Consider the following 22,904-nt stretch of genomic DNA (forward strand, 5'->3'; position numbering starts at 1 on the left):
GACGTCCTGCAGCCAGCGGAGTTCGCTCCACTGGCTGCCGCTTGAGCGTTGGGTATTGTTGCCGCTTTTGACTCACTCCGGCGGTAGAGCCGGCCGTGCGCCTTAGAGTGATTGGAGCGAAGAGGCGCAACGTCGTTGCTTCTGTTTTCGCTCTTCCTTATCCGCTTCCTTTGCTGCGGACGGGGCTCAGGAAGAGCAAAAGCGATAGACAACAGCAACGTCACAGCAAAGTTCGGAGCAAGCGTGATGCTGCCGCCACAAGCGACCCGCCGCTAGACTGGCCGAACTTACTCCTGCCGCAACGCCGCGATCGGATCCAGCTGTGCGGCCTGGCGTGCAGGGTAGACGCCGAAGGCCAGGCCGACCAGGGCGCAGAACCCGGCCGAAAGCAGCACCGGCAAAGGCGCCCACGCTACCTGCCAGCCGGCGAAGGCGGCGATCAGGTAGGCCAGTACCGCGCCGAACAGCAGCCCCAGCAACGCGCCCGCGATGCAGATCACGCTGGCCTCGCGCAGGAACTGCGCGACGACATCATTGCGGCGCGCGCCCAGGGCGCGCAACAGGCCGATCTCGCGCCGCCGTTCCAGCACGTTGGCGAGCATGATGTTCATGATGCCGATGCCGCCGACCAGCAGGCTGACGCCGGCGATGGCGCCCATCACAACCTGGAAGATGCGTTGCGTCTTCTGGTGTTGCTGGAACAGTTGTTGCGGCACCACCAGCTGATAGTCGGCGACGCCGGCATGGCGCTGGTCGAGCACGGCCGACAGCACGCTGGCGCCGGCGGCCAGCTTGTCGGGCGTGTCCAGGCGCAGCAGGAAGCGGTCGATGGGATCTTCGCGCGGCTGGAAGCGGAAGCGTGCCTGCGCGCTGGCCAGCGGCACGAACACGCGGTTGCTCTCCGAGCCCAGCTGCACACCCTCGAAATCGCGCTTGCCCAGGTCGCGGTCGGCGAGCACGCCCACCACCTCCAGCCACACATGGTTGACCTTGAGCAGCTGCCCGACCGGATCGCGGCCGGGGAACAGGCTGGCTGCGGCCTGATGCCCGAGCACCGCCACCGATGCCAGTGCGGCATTGTCCCCGGCGGTGAGCGCACGTCCTTTTGCCAGCTGCAGCGAGGACAGCTCGAACCAGTCCGGGCTCACCCCGCTGGCCTGGGCATCGCTGCCGGCACGGTCGCTGAACACCGAGTACGTGCGGATGCGCTTCTCAGCCGCAAAGCGCTCCGCGCCGGGCACCACCTGCAGTGCCGCCTGTGCGTCGGAAAGAGTGAGCCCCAGGCTGCGGGCGCGGTTCTCGCGCAACGTGGCGTCGTCCTGCGGACGTGCCTCGGCGATCAGGTTGTGCAGGCCCAGTCCCTCGACCAGTTTCAATGCCTCGCGCCGGCTGCCTTCGCCAACCGCCTGCATCGCCACGATCGCGCCCACGCCGAAAATCAGGCCGAGCAGGGTGAGCAGGGTGCGCAGGCGCCGCCGCCACAGTTCCTCGACCGCCTCGCGCCACACCTGTGGCAGTTCCGGAAGCCTGGGCTTCATTCCGCGTCCTTCTGCATGGCATCGTCCTTGTCGTCGTCGCCCGGTTCTTCGCCCGGAGCCGGCACTGGTCCTCCGGCCGAAAGCAGTACCTCCTCGCCGGGCCGCAGGCCCTTGAGTACCCTCGACCGCGCGGTGCCGCGCACGCCCAGTTCGATCTCGCGGCGGACGAAATCACGGCCTTCGCGCACCCGTACCCACTGCTTGCCGTCCTGCTGCTCGATGGCGACATTGGCCACACCGATGGCATCGGCCTCGCGCGCCAGCACGATCTTGGCCACGAAGCGCTGCCCGGGGACGAGGCCATACCGTGCGATCACCTCCGCGGGCACGGGGGCGCGCACCGACAGGTACTTCACCGGGCTCTCACGCCCCAGCGTTTTTGCCGCACTGGCGACCCAGGACAGCTGGCTGGTGAAAGGCTGGTCGGGCCGGCCGAGCGGATGCAGCTCGACACTGTTGCCGGTGGCCACGCCCTGCGCCTCGATCTGCGGCAGGTCGATCTGGACCTCCATCGCCGAGGTATCGGGGAGGCTGCCGAACTCGGTGCCGGCGTGCATCGCCGCGCCGACGGTCGGCTTGTCGCCCGACCAGTTGGGCGTCAGCAGCAGCACGCCATCGTTGGGCGCGCGCAGCTCCAGCGCATCAAGGTCGGCCCGGCGATCCCTGGCAGTGAGGTCGAAGGTGGCGCGCTGCGCATCCAGCACCGCCAGCTCGGCGCCACCGCGGGTGCCTGCCTGCGCACGGCGCCACTGCAGCGTGTCCTGTTTCTCGCCCAGGTAGCGGCTGTCCTCGATCGCGTCGAGCACGTCATTGCGCGCCAGGGCCGAAAAATCGGCGCCGGCATAGCGCTGCGCGATGCCAAGCTGGACCGCGACATGCGCCAGGTCCACCGAGACCCGGCCCCGGGTCGCTTCCAGGTCGCCCTCCTTCGACATCCGGGCCAACGCATTGCGCTGCAGGTCGAGCATGGCCTGGTCGAGCTGCTGTCTGCCGTCGGGGGCGATGAAGCGGGCCAGCAGGTCGCCCTTCTTCACCCCGCTGCCTTCGGGCAGCATCCATTCGACCTGGCGGGAGGCCCAGTTGCGGCCCGGGACGTTCAGCGGCATCGGTTTGCTCGAACGCAGTTCACCTTCGCCATCGATGCTGAGCAGCAGTTCGCCCGCGGATACGATCTCCGATGCCGGGGGCACGGCGTCTGCCGCGCAACCGGACAGTGCCAGCGCGAGCGTCAACAGCAGCCATGGACGCGGGGTCATGCGCCGGCCTCCTTCGCCAGTGCGGGCACGGCCAGTTCGACGCGCACGGCCTGGCCGGGACGCAGCCGCGTGGCAGCGCTGCCGAATTCGATCACCACATCGACCACCGGGATCGGCTGCACCTGCGACTTGCTGCGCACCGCACGCCCGATGCTGGCTACCTGCCCGTGGTGCGTGCTGCCGCCGCCGCCTTCGACCACGATCCGCGCCGATGTGCCCACCGACACGCGCAGCAGGTCGCGCTCGGGCAGCTGCGCGCGCACGGCCAGCGCAGCCGCATCCGGAATCTCCGCGACGGTCTGGCCCAGCCACACCTGCGAGCCGACATCGAACTTTTCGCCATTCCAGCTGCTCTTGTGCGCCATCACGCCGTCGCGCGGCGCGGTGACGGTCATCCGCGCCACCGAAGCCTGGAGTCGCGTGACATCGGCCTGCAACTGGGCGAGCTCGGAATCGACCAGGCGCCGTTCCTGCCGGCGCTGTTCCGCAGCCAGCAGTTCGCGCCGCTGAACCAGCACCATGCGCTGTTCGGCCTGGCGTCGCTCCTCCACGAGCTTGTCGTACTGCATGGCGGCGATCAGCTCGCGTGGCTGCTCGGTCTTGCGTTGCGCCTTCTCCAGCGCGGCGCGCGCTTCGGCGGTGGAAAGCCGCTCGGTACGCTCACGCTCGGCCAGGTCGAGCAGCAGCTTCTCGCGCTCGCGCTGCTTTTCCTGCAGCTTGCTCTGCTTCTCGCCAAGGTCGCGCTGCAGCTGGCTGCTATCGAACGCCAGCACCGGCTGGCCTTTTCGGACCGGTGAGCCATCCGGGGCGAGCTGGGTGATCTTGAACTGCCACATGCGGTCCACGGACGGCGACATCAGCTGCGCCGACTGCTGGGCGTAGACTTCGCCATCCACGCGCAGCGTGCCGCCGCCGGCAGCAGAGGCCGCAAGCGTTGCGCTGAACAGGGCCGGCAGGCACAGGCGTGCGAACGCTCGGGTCATCGTGGCGCTCCTGCGCTGGTGGCGTGTGCATCGGCGATCACGCGCACGCTCATGCCTGGCAGCAGTGGCAATTTTCCCGGGTCGAACGTGATGTCCACCGGGAAATACAGTCCGTTGCCCCACTCGGGCCGGCGTTCCGGCGCCCCGCCGATGGCGGTGATGCGCCCGGCCACATTGGTGCCGGGCACGGCATCGAACCCCAGGCGTACCGCCTGTCCGATCCGCAGCACCTGGCGGTCGGGCTGCAACGCCCAGGCGCGGACCGCGAAGCGGCTGGTCGTTGAGATCACTTCGCCGGCACGGCTGCCCGCCATCGTCGAGGACCCCTCGTCGATGCGGCCGCCGATCCAGTTGTTGTTGAAACCATGCACGACGATGCCGTCGCGGTCGGCGCGGACTTCGGCGTTGCGCACCAATACGGTGTGATAGTCGCGCTGGACTTCCAGCTTGCGGATCTCGAGCCGGTTGTCCTCGCGGCGCCGGCGCACTGCCTCACGCGCCTCGGACAGCAGGCGCTGCTGCAGCGCCACCTCGCGCGTGGCGCTGTCCAGCTCGCCCTGATAGCGATCGTGGTCGAGATCGGAGACAAGTCCCTTGGGAATCCGCGCGTCGATCCTGGCGGTGCCGAGCTTGGCCTGCGCGTCGACCAGGGCCAGTTCGGCCTCGACCGTCTTGACCTCCAGTTCGGCGATCTCCTTGTTGCCCTTGGCGCTGAGCTGCTCGATCTGCGACTCCAGGTCGGGAATCATCGCCGCCGACTGGCCCGGATCCAGGCGCAGGACGACCTCGCCCTTCTTCACCGGCTCTCCTTCCGGGATGAAATAGCGGATGACCACCGGCGAACTGTTCGACTGGGGCGTGAAGATGGCCTGGCCGTCGATCGAGCGCACCTCGCCTGTCAGCACCACCCGTGCCGCTACCGGCGCGATCATGGCCAGGCACAGCGCGGCCAGCGCCGCCCGTTCAGTGCAGCGCCGAATCATGCTCGATCCTGCCGTCATGCAGCCGTACGCAGCGTGGCGTGCGCGCGGCGATGTCGTTGTCATGGGTCACCAGCACCACGGTCTGGCCATCGCGGTGCACCTCGTCGATCAGTGCCAGCACGTCGGCCGCGCTTCGCGAGTCCAGGTTGCCGGTGGGTTCGTCGGCCAGCAACAGGGCCGGCTGCAACAGCAGGGCGCGAGCGATGGCGGCGCGCTGCATCTGCCCGCCGGAAAGCTCGCCGGGGCGGTGGTGGCGCCGGTCGGCCAGCCCGACCCGCTCCAGCAGCATGTCCGCGCGCTCCTGCGTTCCCGCAGGCGGCTGACGGTTGAAACGCAACGGCAGCAGCACGTTCTCGCGTACGGTCAGCCGGGGCAGCAGGTGGAAGCTCTGGAAAACGAAGCCGATGCGGCGGTTGCGGATGTCGCTGCTGGCCTCGTCGTCGAGCGTGGCCACGTCCCGGCCCTCGATGAGGTAGTGGCCGCTGGTGGGATGGTCGAGGCAGCCGAGGATGTTGAGCAGACTGGATTTTCCAGAGCCGGACTGACCGGTGATGGCCACGAACTCGCCTGCGCCGATCCCCAGGCTCACATCCTCCAGTGCACGCACGGTCTGCCCGCTCATGGCGTAATGCCGGTGCACGTTGCGCAGCTCTATCACGGCCTGGTCATCCTGACTGCCCCTTTGGTCCTGTGCCCGGATGCTAGCCGAAGACGTTGCGGAAAGGCCATGGTGAGGTGGCTGGCCGGGCTTGCTTGTCGGCTGGCCACCAGTGCGAGCATGCGGAAGTTCTGCTGTTGCTCGTGCTCCTGCTCTGGCCTTGCTTGTTATTCCTCCGGGCTTAGCGCGAGCCAGGCACCACAGCGGGACAGGGGTGAAGAGGCACGCGTGTCCGCGCGAAGCGAGTTGTGCGCCGTCGCCTTGGCATGCCGGATCGCCGGGCGCGGCCCAATGGATCGTGGCCCGGCCCGTGTCTGTCCTGGTTGCTACTCTTCGCACGAGAAGAAAGAAGCCATTCGCGCCACAAATGGCAGCGAGAACCTTTGATCCTGCCGATGTTGTTGTTCTGGTTCCCCCTGTGCCTGGCGGAAGTCACCTGCCAGAGCAAGAACCAATGCATGAAGGCAGGAAGCGTGTGCAGGGCTTTCGCCCCTGCCTCCGCGCGCTTCGTGCCTGCGGTACTCCGGGCTGTTCCGCCGGCAGTATCTTTCGGCGAGACATTCAGGTCTCGTCGAAATATGGCGTGTTTGTCCGCTTCGCGGTCGAGTGCAGGCCCTCCGTTGCGCGGCAGTTGCCCATCCGGCGGGGCGGAGCCGTGTTTCGCCTGATCCCGCACGAACCCGTGCACGTCGCCCTTCGGATCTTTCCCGCTGGCTCCATCGCTGGTGATGGGGACCCGGAGGTCAAAGATCAGGAGCAACGGCAACGCGTCGCGACAGCGATCTGCGTAGTGCCGGGCAACGCCCGGCAGAGGCTTTTCCTCTACGTTCCAGCGGAACGTAGACGCGTGCAGGAGACGATCAGGCCCGGGCGATGCGCTGTTGCCTGCGCGCCTTGCGCCGTGCCCGCCAGCTGCGCCAATGCTGCTGCAGGCAGGAGAAGATCACATACAACGCCGGCGTGCTCAGCAAGGTCAGGCTCTGCGAGATCAGCAGCCCGCCGATCATCGCGATGCCCAGCGGCCGCCGCAGCTCGGAGCCTTCGCCCAGGCCGATCGCCAGCGGCAATGCGGCCAGGATCGCCACCATCGTGGTCATCATGATCGGCCGGAAGCGCACGATACAGGCCTCGCGTACCGCCTCGGCCGGCGCCTTGCCATGCTCGCGCTGCGCGACCAGGGCGAAGTCGATCATCATGATCGCGTTCTTCTTGACGATGCCGATCAGCAGCACCAGCGCGATCATCGAAATCACCGACAGGTCGGTCCTGGTGATCCACAACGCCAGCAGTGCGCCCATACCCGCCGCCGGCAGGGTGGAAAGAATCGTTACCGGGTGCACCAGATTCTCGTAGAGCATGCCCAGCACGATGTAGACCGTGGCGATGGCGGCGATGATCAGCATCAGCATCGCCGCCGGATCCATGGCCTGGCGGAAGCCGCCGCGCGCGGCCTGGCGGATGTCACCGGGCATGCGCAGGCCGTCGATCGCCGCCTTGACGATGGCATCGCCTTCGCCGCTGCTCACGCCCGGTGCCAGGTTGTAGCTCAGGTCCATCACCGTGTACTGGTTCTGGTGGGTGACCTGCGACGGTGCGAGGCCTGGCTCCTGATGTGCCAGCGCGGTCAGCGGAATCATCTGTCCGCTGCGGGAGGCCACGTACAGATCCTCGATCGCCGCCGGACTGCCGGTCTGGCTGGGCAGCGCGTTGACCACCACGCCGTACTGGTTCAGATCGGCATAGATGGTGGAGATCTGGCGCTGGCCGAACGCGCCATACAGCGCGCCGTCGATGGCGCCGATGCTCACCCCGAGCCGCGAGGCTTTCTCGCGGTCGATGACGATCTTCTGCATCAGCCCGCCCTTGTCGACATCCGAACCGACATCGCGCAGCTTGGGATTCTGCTTGAGCACCTCGACCAGTTTCGGCAGCCACTCGGCCAGCTGCGCGGCGTCGTTGCCCTGCAGGGTCACGCGGTTCTGTGCGCCTTGCGAGCCGCCGCCACCGCCGCCGTCGGACGGCAGGTCCTGGATCGCGCGCAGGCGCACATCCAGATCCGGGAACTGCGCGGCCTTGGCGCTGAGCCGCGCCACCACCACGTTGGTCGGCTCCTGCCGGCCCTCCTTCTCGGTAAGCAGTTCGATGTTGAACTGCGCGCTGCTGCCCTGGCGGCTGGAGCCCAGCCGTGCGCCGACCATCTTCACCGCCGGATCGGCCAGCAGCATGTCGCTCAGGCGGCGCTGGCGCTCGCTCATCTCATTGAACGAGACCGTGGCGGCGGAACTGGCGCGGCCCCAGATCAGTCCGGTGTCCTGCTCGGGAAACTGTCCCTTGCTGACCGCACCGCCGAGGTAGAAGGTCGCCACGATCAGCAACAGTGGCGTCAGCGACAGCAGCAACGCATGGCGCAGCGAGAAGTCCAGCGCCACGGTGTAGGTCCGCAGCATGCCGTCATGCATGCGGTCGAGCAGGCGGTTGATGCGGGTATCGCGCGCGCCCTCGGCATGCGGCTGCAGGAAGCGTGCGCATAACGCCGGGGTCAGGGTCAGCGAGACCAGCGCCGAGACCACGATTGCCGCCACCAGGGTCAGGGTGAACTCGCGGAAGAACGCGCCGATCATGCCCTGGGCGAAGATGATCGGCAGGAACACGGCGATCAGTGAGGCGGTAATCGAGACGATAGTGAAGCCGATTTCGCGCGCCCCGGACATCGCCGCCTGCTCGCGCGGCAGGCCCTCGTCGAGGTGGCGCATGATGTTCTCGATCACCACGATCGCATCGTCGACGACAAAACCAATGGCGATCACCAGCGCCAGCAGGGTCAGGTTGTTGAGGGTGAAACCCAGCGTGGTCATCAGCAGCGCGGCGCCGGCCAGCGACAGTGGCACGGTCACCGCGGCGATCAGCGTCGGCGCCAGCCGCCGCAGGAACAGCGCCATGGTCAGGATCACCATCGCCAGGCTGATCATCAGGGTGATCTGCACTTCGGCCAGCGACGCGCGGATGGTCGGGGTGCGATCGAAGAACGGGGTCAGCGTGGTGCCGGCATCGAGGTAGCCGGACAGTGCCGGCACCTCGGCTTTGACCCGGTCCACGGTCGCCACCAGGTTGGCGCCGCTGCGCAGGTACACATACATCAGCACGCCGCGTTTGCCGTTGACCCAGGCCGCCTGGTAGGCGTCCTGCTGGCCGTCATAGACGGTGGCCACATCCTTCAGCCGCACCACTGCACCGTCGTGAGTGGCGATGGCGGTGTTGGCGAAATCGGCGGCCTTGCGGATCTGGTCATTGAGCACGATCGCGGTCTGGCTGCTGCCGTCGCTCAAAAAACCCAGTGGCGAGGCCACATTGGCCGCGCGCATCGCATTGCGCAGATCATCCGGAGTCAGCCCCAGCGCGCTCATCGCGCGCAGGTTCAGATCCACCCGTACCGCCGGCGTGGAGGCACCGGCGATATCCACCTGCGACACCCCGGGCAGCTGGCGCAGGCGTTGTGCCAGCAGCGAGTCGGCCAGGTTGTACAGCTCGGCCACCGACTGTGTTTCGGAGGTCAGGGCCAGCGCGATCACCGGATCGTCGTTGGGATTGGCCTTCTGGTAGGTGGGCGTGTTGATGCCGGCCGGCAGGTCGGCCATCGCCGCGTTGATCGCGGCCTGCACGTCCTGTGCGGCCGAATCGATATCGCGGCTGGTGTTGAACATCAGGAACACCATGCTGCGGCCGTCGCTGCTGGACGAGCGCATGGTGTCGATGCCCGGTACCTGGCCCAGATGCCGTTCCAGCGGCGCGGTCACGGTGGCGGCCATGGTGTCGGCATCGGCACCGATGTTGGAGGCCTGCACGAAGATCACCGGAATGGTGAGGTTCGGCAGCGCCGCCACACCCAGCCGCAGGTAGCAGACCAGCCCGGCGAAGAACAGGCCGATCGCCAGCAGGGTGATGCCGATCGGACGTTTGATGAAGGGCGCGGAAATGTTCATCCGTGCTTACCGGGCTGCTTGCAGCCGCGCGGCGGCACGCTGCTCGCGGCGGCGCGCGGCCCATTCGGAGAAGCGCTCGAAGTACAGGTAGATCACCGGCGTGGTGTACAGCGTGACCAGCTGCGAGAGCAGCAGACCGCCGACGATGGCCACGCCCAGCGGCCGCCGCAGCTCCGAGCCGATGCCGCTGCCCAGTGCCAGCGGCAGCGCGCCGAGCATGGCCGCGGCGGTGGTCATCATGATCGGGCGGAAACGCAGCAGGCAGGCGCGGCGGATCGCGTCGTAGGCATTGGCGCCGGCGCGCTGCGCGTCCAGCGCGAAGTCGATCATCATGATCGCGTTCTTCTTGACGATGCCGATCAGCAGGATGATGCCGACGATGCCGTCCACCGACAGGCTCATGCCGCACAGGTACAGCGCCAGCAGCGCGCCAACGCCGGCCGGCGGCAGCGTGGAGATGATCGTCAGCGGGTGGATCCAGCTTTCATACAGCACGCCCAGCACGATGTAGATCACCGCGATGGCCGCCAGCAGCAACAGCACCACGTCGGTCTGGCTGCTGGAGAACTCCGCGGCGGTGCCGACGAATTGCGCCTGCATCTGCGGCGGCAGCTGCAGCCCGGCCACCGCCTTGTTAATCGCGTCCACGCCTTCGGACAGCGAGTAGCCCGGCGCCAGGTTGAACGCGATCGTCGCCGAGGGCAGCTGCTGCTGGTGGCTGACGATCAGCGGCGCGGTGCCGGGCACGGCGCTGGCGATGGCCGACAGCGGAATGCTGCCGCCGCCGCCCAGGGCGATGCCGGTATTGCTGTTGCCGATGCCGGTGGCGGTGGAGGAGTTGCTCGAACTGACCTGGCCCAGGGTGGTGGCATTGCTGCCGGTCAGCGCGCCGCTGCCGTTGCTGCCGATCGCCAGCTGGTTCATCAGTGCATCGCTGGTGCGGAACTCCGGTGCCACTTCCAGCACCACGCGGTACTGGTTGAGCTGGGTGAAGATGGTCGAGATCTGGCGCTGGCCATAGGCGTCGTACAAGGTGTCGTCGATGGTCTGCATCGGCACGCCGTAGCGGGCGGCCTTGTCGCGGTCCACCTGCACGTGCAGGGCGCGGCCGTGGTTGGCCAGGTTGTTGTCGACATCGGCCAGCTGCGGCAGCCGGCGCAGCGCGTCGGTGACGCGTGCGGTCTGTTCGGCCAGCTCGGTGCTGTCCATGTCCGAGAGCGAGAACTGGTAGGCGGTGGCGGCCACGCGCGTATCCAGGGTCACGTCCTGCACCGGCTTGAGGTACAGCGCCACGCCGGGGATATGCGCGGCAGCGGCCTGCAGCCGCGGCAGGATCACGTCCAGCCCGTCACGATCACCTCGGTCCTTGAGCACGATGCTCAGCTGTCCCTGGTTGAGCGTGGGATTCATGGTGCCGGCACCGATATAGGCGGCCACGCCGGTGACGGCTTTGTCCTGCTGCAATGCCGCGGCCACCGCCTGGGTGCGTTGCTGCATCTGCTCGAAGGCCACGTTCTGGTCGGCGATCACCACCCCGGTGACCATGCCGGTGTCCTGGTCGGGCAGCAGGCCCTTGGGGATGGCCATGTACAGCAACACGGTCAACACCACCGAGCCCAGCGCGATGGTCAGGGTCAGCGGCTGATGACGCAGCACCCAGTCCAGGCTGCGCTCGTAGGCATGCACCAGCCGCGACCACGCGGTGATCCTGCCGCTTGCCGCCGCCCGTTCGTGGGCGTCATCGCCCTCGGGCAATGCGTCGGGCTTGAGCAGGTAGGCGCACATCATCGGGGTGAGCGTCAGCGAGATCAGCATCGAGATCGACACGGCGATCGTCAGCACCCAGGCGAACTCGTGGAACAGGCGGCCGGTAACGCCGGGCATCAGGATCAGCGGCAGGAACACCGCCACCAGCGACACGGTCAGCGACAGCACGGTGAAGCCGATTTCCCGTGAGCCGACTTCCGCCGCTTCCTGGCCGTCCTTGCCCTGCTCGATGTAGCGCACGATGTTCTCGATCATCACGATCGCATCGTCGACCACGAAACCGGTGGCCACGGTCAGCGCCATCAGCGAGAGGTTGTCCAGCGACATGCCGGCGAATGCCATCACCCCGAACGTGCCCAGCAGCGACAGCGGCACCGCCACCGACGGGATCACCGTGGCCCACAGCCGCCGCAGGAACACGAAGATCACCGCCACCACCAGACAGATGGTCAGGATCAGGGTGAACTGCACATCGTGCACCGAGGCGCGGATGGTGACGGTGCGGTCGGAGAACACATCCAGCGTCACATCGGCCGGCAGCATGGCCTGCAGGCTGGGCAGGATCTGGCGGATGTTCTCCACCGTCTTGACGATATTGGCGCCGGGCTGGCGCCGTACTTCCAGCAGCACCGCCGGCTGGCCGTCGGCCCACGCGGCAATCTGGTCGTTCTCCACCCCGTCCACCACCTTGGCCACGTCGCGCAGACGCACCGGGGCACCGTTCTGGTAGCGGATGATGATGTCGTTGTAGTCGGCCGCGTCGCTGAGCTGGTCGTTGGTGGACAGCGTGTAGCTCTGGGTCTTGCCGTTGAGCGAGCCCTTGGGCGCGTTGACATTGGCCTGGGTCAGCGCGCTGCGCAGGTCTTCCAGGGTCATGCCCATGTTGGCCAGCTGCGCCGGGTTGGCCTGGATGCGCACGGCCGGACGCACGTTGCCGGCGATCGACACCAGACCCACGCCGTCGATCTGCGACAGGCGCTGGGCCAGGATCGAGTCGGCCAGGTCGTTGACCTCGCGCAGCGGGCGCGTGTCCGAGGCCAGCTTGAGGGTGAGGATCGGCGCGTCGGCCGGATTCACCCGGTTGTAGACCGGCTGGTAGGGCAGCGAGCCGGGCAGGGTGGCCTGGCGGATCGCCGCCTGCACGTCCTGCGCGGCGGTGTCGATGTCGCGCTCCATCGAGAACTGCAGCACGATGCTGGACAACCCGGCCGAGGAGTCGGAGGTCATCATGTCCAGCCCGGAAATCTGTCCCAGCTGCCGCTCCAGCGGCGTGGTCACCAGCGAGGCCATCGTCTGCGCGCTGGCCCCCGGATACTGGGTGGTGACGACCAGGCTGGGCGCTTCGATCTCGGGCAGGGCGGCGACCGGCAGGCGCTGGTAGCCGAGGATGCCCAGCAGCATGAGCCCGATCATCAGCAGGGAGGTGGCGATCGGGCGCCGGATGAAAATAGTCGAAAAGCCCACGGTCGGTTCCTGGTGCGGGGGAGGGAGGGCGGGTGGCGGCCGGCGCGTCAGCGCGGCGGGCCACCCCGTCCACCACGGCCGCCCTTCTGGCTGGCGGCCTTGAGCTGTTCCTCGGTCGGCGCCGGCGGCGCCTGGCCCGGGGCCAGCGCGTTGACCTTGCTGCCTTCCTTCAGGCGGAACTGGCCTTCGGTCACCACCTTGTCGCCGGGCTGCAGCCCCTCGCTGATCACCACGTGGCTGTCATCGACCTGGCCACCCTGTACGACCGGGCGCAGGGTGACGGTGTTGTCGGGCTTGATCAGATAGACGAAATCTCCGGTGCTGCTGCGCTGCACAGCTTCGGCCGGCACCACCACCGCGCCGGGCAGCTCGCCCAGCTGCATGCGCACGTTGACGAACTGGCCCGGCCACAGCGTGCCATCGGCGTTGGGGAATTCGGCGCGCAGGCGGAACGTGCCGCTGCTGGCGCTGATCTGGTTGTCCACCACCCGCAACGTGCCGTCGGCGTTGACCACCGCGCTGCCCTCGCGGTCGAGCGTGGCGGTCGACAACGGGCCGTTGGCCTGCGCGCTGCGCACCGCGTCGAGCTGCTGCTCGGGCAGGTTGAACAGCACATAGGCCGGCTGCAGCTGGGTGACGGTGACGATGGCGCTGCCGGCACTGACCACGTTGCCCGGATCCACCGCGCGGATGCCGGTGACACCGCTGATCGGCGAGGTGATGCGGGTGTAGTCCAGCTGCACCTTGGCCTGGTCGGCTGAGGCCTGCGCGGCGGCGACCGCGGCCTGGTACTGGGCCACCTGGTTGCGCAGCGTGGTCAGGTCGGTCTGGGCGACGAACTGGCGGTACTCGGGCGAGCTGGAACGCTCGTAGTTGGACTGCGCGGTGGCCAGCAGGGCCTGGTTCTGGCGTTTGCTGGCCAGGGCCTGATCGTACTGGGCCTGGAAGGTGCGCGGATCGATCTGCGCCAGCAGCTCGCCCTTTTTCACCGGCTGGCCTTCGCGGAAGTTGACGCTCAGCAGCTCGCCGCCCACCTGCGGGCTGACGGTGACGGTGTTGTAGGCGCTCACCGTGCCCTGCGCGGTCACATACACCGGCACGTCCTTGCGCTCGGCGGTCACCGCGGTCACCGGCACCGGTGCGCTGTCGCGGCCACCGCCGTTGCCACCGCGCATGCCCATCGCCTGCCCGGCGGCGGGCTGCTTGCCTCCTCCCATCATCCGGTAGCCGATACCGGCCACCAGCAGCACTGCAATGACCAGCAGCACGATCTTCCAGAAACGCGACATGCAAAAACTCCTGAGGAACCGGTGGGGGAGGACAGCGGGCAAGCCGGAGAGGATAACGTCCGTACCGGCGGGTGGACCCATGACCGATGGGCTACGTGTACAGACCTGCGTACAGGGTGAACGTTCCAGCGCGGGCTTGGTTGACGCTCGTGTGCAGCGGATTTTTGACCTACATTCCGGTCTTCGAGGATTGTGCAAGGGGAAGCGTCGATGGCCCGCAAGACCGTACTGCTGTCCGCACTGCTGTGCGCCCTGTCACCGCTGGTGGCGCAGGCCCGGGACGCCCTGCGTCCGGAAGTGGCTGCTGCCGCCGCGCGGCTGCAGCGGCAGGTGGTGGACTGGCGGCGCGACTTCCATGCCCATCCGGAACTGTCCAATCGCGAAGTGCGTACCGCGGCCAAGGTCGCCGAGCGCCTGCGGGCGATGGGCCTGACCCCCAAGACCGGGGTGGCCGTGCATGGTGTCGTCGCCATCATCAAGGGCGGCCTGCCGGGCCCGAAGATCGCCCTGCGCGCCGATATGGACGCGTTGCCGGTCACCGAGCAGACCGGCCTGCCGTTCGCCTCCAAGGCCACCGCCGAGTACCGCGGCGAGCAGGTCGGGGTGATGCATGCCTGTGGCCATGACGCCCATACCTCGACCCTGCTCGGTGTGGCCGATGCGCTGGTGGCGATGCGCGACACGCTGCCCGGTGAAGTGATGCTGATCTTCCAGCCGGCCGAGGAAGGCGCACCGCCGCCCGAACAGGGTGGGGCCGACCTGATGCTGAAGGAGGGCCTGTTCAAGGACTTCACGCCGGAGGCGGTATTCGGCCTGCATGTGTTCTCCAGCGTGCAGGCGGGCCAGGTCGCGGTGCGCGGTGGCCCGCTGATGGCCGCCTCCGACCGCTTCGGCATCACCGTCAATGGCCGCCAGACGCATGGTTCGGCACCGTGGAACGGCATTGACCCCATCGTCGCCGCCTCCGATCTGATCGGCACCGCGCAGACCATCGTCAGCCGCCGCGCCAACCTCTCCAAGCAGCCGGCCGTGCTTACCTTCGGCGCGATCAAGGGTGGCATCCGCTACAACATCATTCCCGATTCGGTGGAAATGGTCGGCACCATCCGCACTTTTGATCCGGACATGCGCAAGCAGATCTTCGCCGACCTGCGCAATGTCGCCGAGCATACCGCCGCGGCCCATGGTGCAACTGCCGTCACCGAGATATATGAGAACGACGGCAACCCGGCCACGGTCAACGACCCGGCACTGACCGCACGCATGCTGCCCAGCCTGCAGGCGGTGGTGGGCAAGGACAACGTCTACGAACCGCCACTGCAGATGGGCTCGGAGGACTTCTCGCTGTATGCCCAACAGGTGCCGGCGATGTTCTTCTTCGTCGGTTCGACCGGTGCCGGCATCGACCCGGCCACCGCGCCCAGCAACCACTCGCCGAAGTTCCTGCTCGACGAGAAGGCGCTGGACGTGGGCCTGCGCGCATTGCTGCAGGTCTCGCTGGACTACCTCCACGGCGGCACCGGCCGTCGCTGATCCGGCAGCGCGCGGCGTGCCTTGCTGTGCTGGCGGCGCGCCGGGACAGGGGGCGCTGCGTTCGAGCCGGCGCCGGAGAAGCCCGTTGGGTCTGCGCCCGGGGCGTCATATAGCGGCCGGTCAAGCGCCAGCCCCTACAATTCCGCCCATGAATACCCCTGAAAATTCCAGTCTCGGCCGCGAGGTCGACTACCCCACCCGGTATGACGCCAGCCTGCTGTTCCCGATCCCGCGTGCCGCCGCGCGTGGCCAGATCGGTCTGCACGGCCCGGCCCTGCCGTTTATCGGCGAAGACCGCTGGCATGTGTATGAACTGGGTTGGCTGGATGCGCGCGGCAAGCCCTGCGTGGCCACCGCCACGCTGTGGGTGCCGGCCACCTCGCCGAATCTGATCGAGTCCAAATCGCTCAAGCTGTATCTGAACTCGCTCAACAGCGCCCGCTTCAACAGCGCCGAATCCCTGCGTGAACGCATCACCACCGATCTGTCGAGCTGCGCCGGCGCCGATGTGCGTGTCGAGTTCGGACTGCCGCCGGTTGCCGAAGCACCGGGGCAAAGTGTCGATCATCTGGACGTGGCCATCGACCGCTACGGCCCGCCGGACGAGTCTTTGCTGCTGGCCGATGCCGAGTGCATTGTCGAAGAGACGCTTACTTCAGCGCTGCTCAAGTCCAATTGCCCGGTGACCGGCCAGCCGGACTGGGCCAGCCTCAGCATCCGCTACCGTGGTCCGCGTATCGATCGCGAAGGGCTGCTGCGTTATCTGGTCAGCTACCGTGACCATGCCGAATTCCACGAACAGTGTGTGGAACGCATCTTCCTCGGCCTGATGCACCGCTGCGCTCCCCAGGCGTTGCACGTCGAAGCGCGCTACACCCGTCGCGGCGGCCTGGATATCAACCCGCGGCGGACCACCGCCGACGACGGGCTGTCCGCTGAAAACGCGTTCCGCGATGCCCGTCAATAATCGCTCCGTCAGCACCGCCGGTTTTTACACCCGCACGATGAAACCTTAACGGGTAGCGTGCAATGGTGGCCTCCAGTTACGAAGGAGTGACTTGGATGGGTACCGAGAAAAAGGCCGATTTTTCCGATGTCACCGCCACGGTCAGCAGTACGGAGCAGAGCGCGCCCAGGGCCGACTTCTCCGATGTGGCTGGAACGGTGGGCAGCACCGAACAGCGCGTTGGCGAACAGCATTACACCGTGCAGAAGGGCGACAGCCTTTCCCGGATCGCCAAAAACCTGCTGGGTGATGCCAATGCCTGGAAGCAGATCTTTGAAGCCAACAGCGATGTGCTGGACGACCCGGACAAGATTTTCCCGGGGCAGGTGTTGAAGATCCCGCCGCCCCAGCGCTGATCCGGCGCTCTACCTTGGTCTATTCCCCTGGTTTTTCTGGAGCCGATCCGATGAAGAAGACGTCACTGAGCAGTGTCCTGATGATGGCCGTGGTGGGTGCTGCGGCACTGGCCGGTTGCAAGAAGAAAGAAGAAACCGTCATGACGCCGGAACCGGCCCCCGCGCCGGCGCCGATGGCCGAACCGGCACCGCCTCCGGCGGCACCTGCGGTCAGCGTGACCTCGGTGACCGTGGGCAATACCGCGGCGGCGGACATGTCGGTGGCTCCGATGGCGATGCTCGCCCCCACCGACAAGATCATCGTCTCGGTGAAGACCAGCGGGACCGCCAGCAACGTGAATCTGGCGGCCAAGCTGATGTACCAGGATGGCCAGGTCGCCGGTGAGCAGAGCGCCGTGCTCAACACCACCGATACCGGCACGACCAATCTGGAATTCAGCAAGGCGAGCCCGTGGCCGGCTGGCAAGTACACCGCCGAAGTCATGGTCGACGGCAAGCCGGTTGGCATGCCACAGCAATTCGAAGTGAAGTAAGGAAAGCCGTTCCACGCCGACTCTCTCCCGGTCGTGGAATCGCATGGGCGCTGCCAACGGGCCGCGCCCTTTTTTATGGACGGCCCGGTGGTTGCGCAGTGGCCGGTGCTGTCCCCGGGTCAGGCGCAACGGTTGCAATTGTGACCGGCAATCCGTGCCGCGGCAGCGGGCGAGACGGCGCAAGGGCTGCGCGCAGGCGCCGGCCCCCGGGAGTTCCAGGCCCTACCTTTGCGTATGGCGCAATTTTGCCGGGACCGGCTTAAACCGCGACAATGCGGGGTGTTTTCCACCCGGTGCGCGTCGGGGTGACATCGCGGCTGGCCTCTGTGCCGATCCCTGCGTCTTGCCTCCATCGCCTGTGCCATTCCACGTTCTGCCTCCGTCAGCAAGAGAGTTCCTGCCCCCATGTCGAATACGCCGAAGATCATCTACACGCTCACCGACGAAGCGCCCTTCCTTGCGACCCAGTCGCTGCTGCCGATCGTCGATGCCTTTACCGCCACTGCCGGTATCACCGTCGAGACCCGTGACATCTCCCTGTCCGGCCGCATCCTGTCGCAGTTCCCGGATTTCCTGAAGGACGAGCAGAAGATCGGCGACGATCTGGCCGAACTGGGCGCACTGGCGACGAAGCCGGAAGCCAACATCATCAAGCTGCCGAACGTGTCCGCCTCGGTGCCGCAGCTCAAGGCCGCGATCAAGGAACTGCAGGACCAGGGCTACGTGCTGCCGAACTACCCGGACGCGCCCACCGACGAGGTCTCGCGCGACATCCAGGCGCGCTACGACAAGGTCAAGGGCAGTGCGGTCAATCCGGTGCTGCGCGAAGGCAATTCCGATCGCCGCGCGCCGCTGTCGGTGAAGAACTATGCCCGCAAGCATCCGCACCGCATGGGCGTGTGGTCGGCCGATTCCAAATCGCACGTGGCGCACATGGACGGCGGTGATTTCTACGGCAGCGAGAAGTCGGCCACCATCGCCAGCGCCGGCAGCCTGAAGATCGAGCTGGTCCAGAACGACGGCAAGACCGTCGTGCTGAAGGAAAAGACCGCGGTCAAGGCCGGCGAGATCGTCGACGCCGCGGTGATGTCGCGCCGCGCGCTGGCCAGCTTCATCGATGCGCAGGTGGCCGATGCCAAGGCGCAGGGCGTGCTGTTCTCGCTGCACCTGAAGGCGACGATGATGAAGGTCTCCGACCCGATCATGTTCGGTGTCGTGGTCGAGGAGTTCTACAAGGACGTGCTGGCCAAGCACGCCGCCGCATTGAAGGAAGTGGGCTTTGATGCCAACAACGGCATCGGCGATCTGTATGCGCGCCTGCCGCAGCTGCCTGAAGCCACCCGGGAAGCGATCAAGGCCGACATCGCTGCCGAGTACGCCAAGCGTCCGGCCGTGGCCATGGTCAACTCCGACAAGGGCATCACCAACTTGCATGTGCCGTCGGACGTGATCGTCGACGCCTCGATGCCGGCGATGATCCGCGACTCCGGCAAGATGTGGAACGCCGAAGGCAAGCTGCAGGACACCAAGGCGGTGATCCCTGACCGCTGCTACGCCGGTGTGTATCAGGCCGTGATCGAGGACTGCAAGGCGCATGGCGCCTTCGATCCGGCCACCATGGGCTCGGTGCCGAACGTCGGTCTGATGGCGCAGAAGGCCGAGGAATACGGCTCGCACGACAAGACTTTCCAGATCACCGCCGATGGCGTGGTCAAGGTCACCGACGAGGCCGGCAAGGTGGTGTTCGAGCATGCCGTGGAAGCCGGCGACATCTGGCGCATGTGCCAGACCAAGGACGCGCCGATCCAGGACTGGGTGAAGCTGGCCGTATCCCGCGCCCGCTTGAGCAATACCCCGGCCGTGTTCTGGCTCGACGCCAACCGTGCCCACGATGCGCAGGTCATCGCCAAGGTCGAGCAGTACCTGAAGGACCACGACACCAGCGGGCTGGATATTCGCATCCTCGACCCGGTGGCCGCCACGGCGTTGTCGCTGGAGCGCATCCGCAAGGGCCAGGACACCATCTCGGTGACCGGCAACGTGCTGCGCGACTACCTCACCGACCTGTTCCCGATCCTGGAGCTGGGCACCAGCGCCAAGATGCTGTCCATCGTGCCGCTGATGGCCGGTGGCGGCCTGTTCGAGACCGGTGCCGGTGGTTCGGCCCCGAAGCACGTCCAGCAGTTCGTTGAAGAGGATTACCTGCGCTGGGATTCGCTGGGCGAGTTCCTGGCCCTGGCCGCCTCGCTGGAGCATCTGGCCCAGCGCTACGACAACCCGGCCGCCGCGGTGCTGGCCAAGGCACTGGACCAGGCCAACGGCAAGTTCCTCGACAACGACCGCTCGCCGGGCCGCAAGCTGGGCACCATCGACAACCGTGGCAGCCACTTCTACCTGGCCATGTACTGGGCGCAGGCGCTGGCAGCGCAGAATGACGACGCCGCACTGAAGGCGAAGTTCGCCCCGCTGGCCGAGGCGCTGGCCGGCAACGAGCAGAAGATCGTCGACGAGCTGGTCGCCGTGCAGGGCAAGGCCGTGGACATCGGCGGCTACTACCGTCCGGACCTGGCCAAGGCCGGCCCGGCAATGCGTCCGAGCGCAACCTTCAATGCCGCTCTGGCGACACTGAAGGGCTGAGGGACCGGGGCCTGCGCGCACAGCGCGGGCCATCGGAAGCAGAAGGCCTGCATCGCACGATGCGGGCCTTTTTCATGCGTGGCGTGGTGCGCCGGTGCATGGAATTTCGCGGGACTGGGCTCGTGCCGGCGTGTTGGCGTATGGTCGCAGCACGGAACTGGATAAGCATGCGCATGAACAGGTTCGGCTGTCTCCACGGTTGCACCGCCTTCTTGCCTCAATGGCGGCCACAGGGATGAATGCATCTGCCGACCAGCACGGGCAGGCGCAGCGGCTGGCCGCGTGCATCGTGCGGGGATTCGAGGACTACCACTCGGGGTTTGCGCAGGTGACGCGCCGCGCGCGCGAGCGCTTCCAGGTGTGCGACTGGGCCGGCGCGCAGCGCGACGCGGTGGAGCGTATCGCGCTGTACGATCAATGCATCGCGCGCTGTCGACAGCAACTGGACGGCTTGCAGCAGGGGGCGTCGCCCTCGCACGCGCTGTGGGCAGAGGTGAAGACCGGCTTTGCCGCATTGATCGATACCCGTATCGACGGCGAGTTGTACAAGACCTTCTACAACACCCTGACCCGGCGCCTGTTCGCAACCCGCGGGGTGGAGGACAGCATCGAGTTCATGGCGCTGGATATCGAGCCCTCCGATGCGATCACCCATCCGGTGGCGCGGCATGTGTATGCGGTATCGGAAAACCGCCCGGCCGAGGCGTTCTCGCGGCTGCTGGGCGACTATGCCTTCGAGGTTCCCTACCGTCATCAACTGCGCTGTGCGGCCGCCATCGCGGTGCGCTTGCAGGACGATCTGGCCCATTGGGGCGCCCATCCGGTGCGTGCGATCGAGCTGCTGGAAACCGTGTTCTACCGCGAGCGCCGTGCCTATCTGGTCGGTCGGGTGTTCGGCGAGCACCGTTTCTCGCCGTGTGTGATTGCCCTGGTCAATGAGGGCGACGGCATCCGCGTGGAGGCGGTGCTGAGCCGCCGGCGTGATGTGGCGCATCTGTTCGGGGTTTCGCGCAGCTACTTCCAGGCCGATCTGCCCACCGTGGCTGACGCGGTGGTGTTCCTGCGCAGCATCCTGCCGGGCAAACCGGTGGATGAGATCTACACCGTGCTGGGTCGGGCCAAGCAGGGCAAAACCGAGCGCTATCGCACCTTCTTCAGCCACTTCCAGCAACACCACAACGAGCTGCTGGTGCATGCCGAAGGCACGCCGGGCATGGTCATGTCGGTGTTCACGCTGCCCAGTTATCCGCTGGTGTTCAAGCTGATCCGCGACCGTTTCGCCTGGCCCAAGACCATGAGCCGGCAGGATGTGGAAGACAAGTACGCGCTGGTGTTCAACCTGGACCGCATCGGCCGTCTGCTGGATGCACAGCCTTATCGCCATCTGCGCTTCCCGCGACAGCGTTTCGCACCGGCGTTGTTGCAGGAGCTGGTGGATGAGTGCAGCCAGAGCGTGCACATCGATGGCGACGAGGTGGAGATTGCGCTTTGCTATGTGCAACGCCGGTTCCGGCCGTTGAATCTGTATCTGCGCGAGCAGGGGGCCTATGCGGCGCGCGCGGCCGCGCTGGATTACGCACAGGCGATCCGTGACATGGCCTGCAACAACATCTTCCCCGGCGACATGCTGCTGAAGAACTTCGGCGTATCGCGTCATGGCCGTGCGGTGTTCTACGACTACGACGAGCTGTGCCTGGTCACCGACTGCAACTTCCGCGCCTGGCCGGCGCCGCGCAATCACGAGGAGGCCCTGGCCAGCGAACCGTGGTTCCATGTCGCCGCCAATGATGTGTTCCCGGAGCGTTTTCCGCTGTTCATGGGTTTGCCCAAGGCGCTGCGGGAGCTGGTTGCTGAAGCGCACCGTGACCTGTTCGATCCGGCCTGGTGGCAGGGGCTGCAGACGCGCTTCAGGCGCGGGGAGTTTCCCGATACGCCGCCGTATCCGCGTGCGCTGCGGATCGCCTAGTTGCCGCGGCTACCCATCCGGGCTGTAATCGGCGCACAGCAACCTCAAGGGAGTGTGGTGATGAAGAACTGGTTCCGGGCGATGGGATTGGCCGGTGTCGTGCTGCTGGCGACGCCGCTGGTGGCCACGGCGGCGGGGTACGGGCCGGCCGCTGTGCGCGAGCAAGTGGAAAGCAGCATGCTGGTGCGGGGAGAAGTGCGGATCGAAACCGATGGAACGGTCTCGGCGGTAACGCTGCATCGTGAAGAGAAACTGCCCCGCGGGGTAGTGACGCTGGTACGCGAGGCGGCACTGCAGTGGCGCTTCGAGCCGATCGTGGTGGAGGGCGCCGTGGTCAAGGCCATCGCGCCGATGAGCCTGCGTGTTATTGCCCGCAAAGGGGAGGGCGACAGTTTTGAAGTCGCGCTGCGGGGGGTGAATTTCCAGCGCTTCGATTCCGAGGATCCGCAGAATGTCGCCAGTCTGGACATGCCGCCACCCCGCTATCCGGAGCAGGCGTGGCGCACCGGCGCATCCGGTGATGTCTACCTGCTGGTCAGGGTCGGGCGCAATGGCCAGGTGGAGGATGCGTTTGCCGAGCAGGTGAATCTTGGCTTCCTCAGCAGCGCTGCCGAGCAGCGGCGTTTCCGGGAGCTGTTTGCGCGCAATGCGGTGGCAGCGGCCAGGCGATGGACGTTCCGCACCCCGACCACGGGAGAAGCCGCATCGCAGCCGTATTGGAACATCCGCGTGCCGGTGAGTTACCGGCTGAGCACGGGAACGGTGCCGCGAGAGCATGAGGGGTACGGGCGGTGGAACAGCTACGTGGCCGGTCCGCGCGAATCCGCGCCATGGCGTGATGCTGCGCAGGAAGCCCACTTCTCGCCCGATACGCTGCCCGAAGGTGGCGTCTACATGGCCGATGCCAAGGGGCCGCGGCTGCTGACGCCACTGCACGGCGGTTGATTGCACGATC

General features: G+C 66.8%; 15 protein-coding genes. 7 read left to right on the forward strand and 8 right to left on the reverse strand.

Annotated features, from left to right (window positions below):
* Positions 1-287: 287 nt before the first annotated feature.
* The 8 genes from ACVOMH_RS11710 to ACVOMH_RS11745 all read right to left on the reverse strand — a co-directional run bounded on the left by ACVOMH_RS11710 (position 288) and on the right by ACVOMH_RS11745 (position 13,918).
* Positions 288-1,538: an ABC transporter permease gene (locus tag ACVOMH_RS11710; protein ID WP_481552066.1), complete on the reverse strand. Its 1,251-nt coding sequence runs from the start codon at positions 1,536-1,538 to the stop codon at positions 288-290.
* Entirely contained in the window at positions 1,535-2,794 is a 1,260-nt protein-coding gene (locus tag ACVOMH_RS11715) for an efflux RND transporter periplasmic adaptor subunit (RefSeq protein ID WP_481552067.1), read from the reverse strand. Before ACVOMH_RS11715 ends, ACVOMH_RS11710 begins: the two co-directional genes overlap by 4 nt.
* A complete protein-coding gene (locus tag ACVOMH_RS11720) occupies positions 2,791-3,777 on the reverse strand; it encodes an HlyD family secretion protein (protein ID WP_481523107.1) in 987 nt (328 codons plus the stop codon). The genes ACVOMH_RS11715 and ACVOMH_RS11720 overlap by 4 nt, the downstream gene beginning before the upstream one ends.
* Entirely contained in the window at positions 3,774-4,760 is a 987-nt protein-coding gene (locus tag ACVOMH_RS11725) for an HlyD family secretion protein (protein ID WP_481552068.1), read from the reverse strand. Before ACVOMH_RS11725 ends, ACVOMH_RS11720 begins: the two co-directional genes overlap by 4 nt.
* Entirely contained in the window at positions 4,741-5,418 is a 678-nt protein-coding gene (locus tag ACVOMH_RS11730; protein WP_481552069.1) for an ABC transporter ATP-binding protein, read from the reverse strand. Before ACVOMH_RS11730 ends, ACVOMH_RS11725 begins: the two co-directional genes overlap by 20 nt.
* Positions 5,419-6,278: 860 nt before the next feature.
* Entirely contained in the window at positions 6,279-9,398 is a 3,120-nt protein-coding gene (locus ACVOMH_RS11735) for an efflux RND transporter permease subunit (RefSeq protein ID WP_481523110.1), read from the reverse strand.
* Positions 9,399-9,404: 6 nt separating this feature from the next.
* Positions 9,405-12,629, reverse strand: coding sequence for an efflux RND transporter permease subunit (locus ACVOMH_RS11740; protein WP_481552070.1), 3,225 nt, complete (start codon positions 12,627-12,629; stop codon positions 9,405-9,407).
* A gap of 47 nt (positions 12,630-12,676) precedes the next feature.
* On the reverse strand, positions 12,677-13,918 hold the full coding sequence (locus tag ACVOMH_RS11745) for an efflux RND transporter periplasmic adaptor subunit (protein WP_481552071.1): 1,242 nt from the start codon (positions 13,916-13,918) through the stop codon (positions 12,677-12,679).
* Between the two features lie 210 nt (positions 13,919-14,128).
* Here ACVOMH_RS11745 and ACVOMH_RS11750 point away from each other — a divergent pair, with 210 nt between their 5' ends.
* The 7 genes from ACVOMH_RS11750 (at position 14,129) to ACVOMH_RS11780 (ending at position 22,894) form a co-directional block, all read left to right on the forward strand.
* On the forward strand, positions 14,129-15,451 hold the full coding sequence (locus tag ACVOMH_RS11750; RefSeq protein ID WP_481552072.1) for an amidohydrolase: 1,323 nt from the start codon (positions 14,129-14,131) through the stop codon (positions 15,449-15,451).
* 148 nt (positions 15,452-15,599) lie between these two features.
* Positions 15,600-16,418, forward strand: coding sequence for an NADPH-dependent 7-cyano-7-deazaguanine reductase QueF (gene queF, locus ACVOMH_RS11755; protein WP_481552073.1), 819 nt, complete (start codon positions 15,600-15,602; stop codon positions 16,416-16,418).
* Between the two features lie 95 nt (positions 16,419-16,513).
* The gene (locus tag ACVOMH_RS11760) at positions 16,514-16,813 is read left to right on the forward strand and encodes a LysM peptidoglycan-binding domain-containing protein (protein ID WP_481552074.1); all 300 of its coding nucleotides are present in this window, start codon (positions 16,514-16,516) and stop codon (positions 16,811-16,813) included.
* 50 nt (positions 16,814-16,863) lie between these two features.
* Entirely contained in the window at positions 16,864-17,346 is a 483-nt protein-coding gene (locus tag ACVOMH_RS11765) for a hypothetical protein (RefSeq protein WP_054658577.1), read from the forward strand.
* Positions 17,347-17,751: 405 nt separating this feature from the next.
* Positions 17,752-19,983, forward strand: coding sequence for an NADP-dependent isocitrate dehydrogenase (locus ACVOMH_RS11770; protein ID WP_481552075.1), 2,232 nt, complete (start codon positions 17,752-17,754; stop codon positions 19,981-19,983).
* Positions 19,984-20,218: 235 nt separating this feature from the next.
* A complete protein-coding gene (aceK, locus tag ACVOMH_RS11775; RefSeq protein WP_481552076.1) occupies positions 20,219-21,949 on the forward strand; it encodes a bifunctional isocitrate dehydrogenase kinase/phosphatase in 1,731 nt (576 codons plus the stop codon).
* A gap of 60 nt (positions 21,950-22,009) precedes the next feature.
* Positions 22,010-22,894: an energy transducer TonB gene (locus tag ACVOMH_RS11780; RefSeq protein ID WP_481552077.1), complete on the forward strand. Its 885-nt coding sequence runs from the start codon at positions 22,010-22,012 to the stop codon at positions 22,892-22,894.
* Positions 22,895-22,904 lie beyond the last annotated feature (10 nt).

The organism is Stenotrophomonas sp. STEN013 (assembly GCF_056760355.1).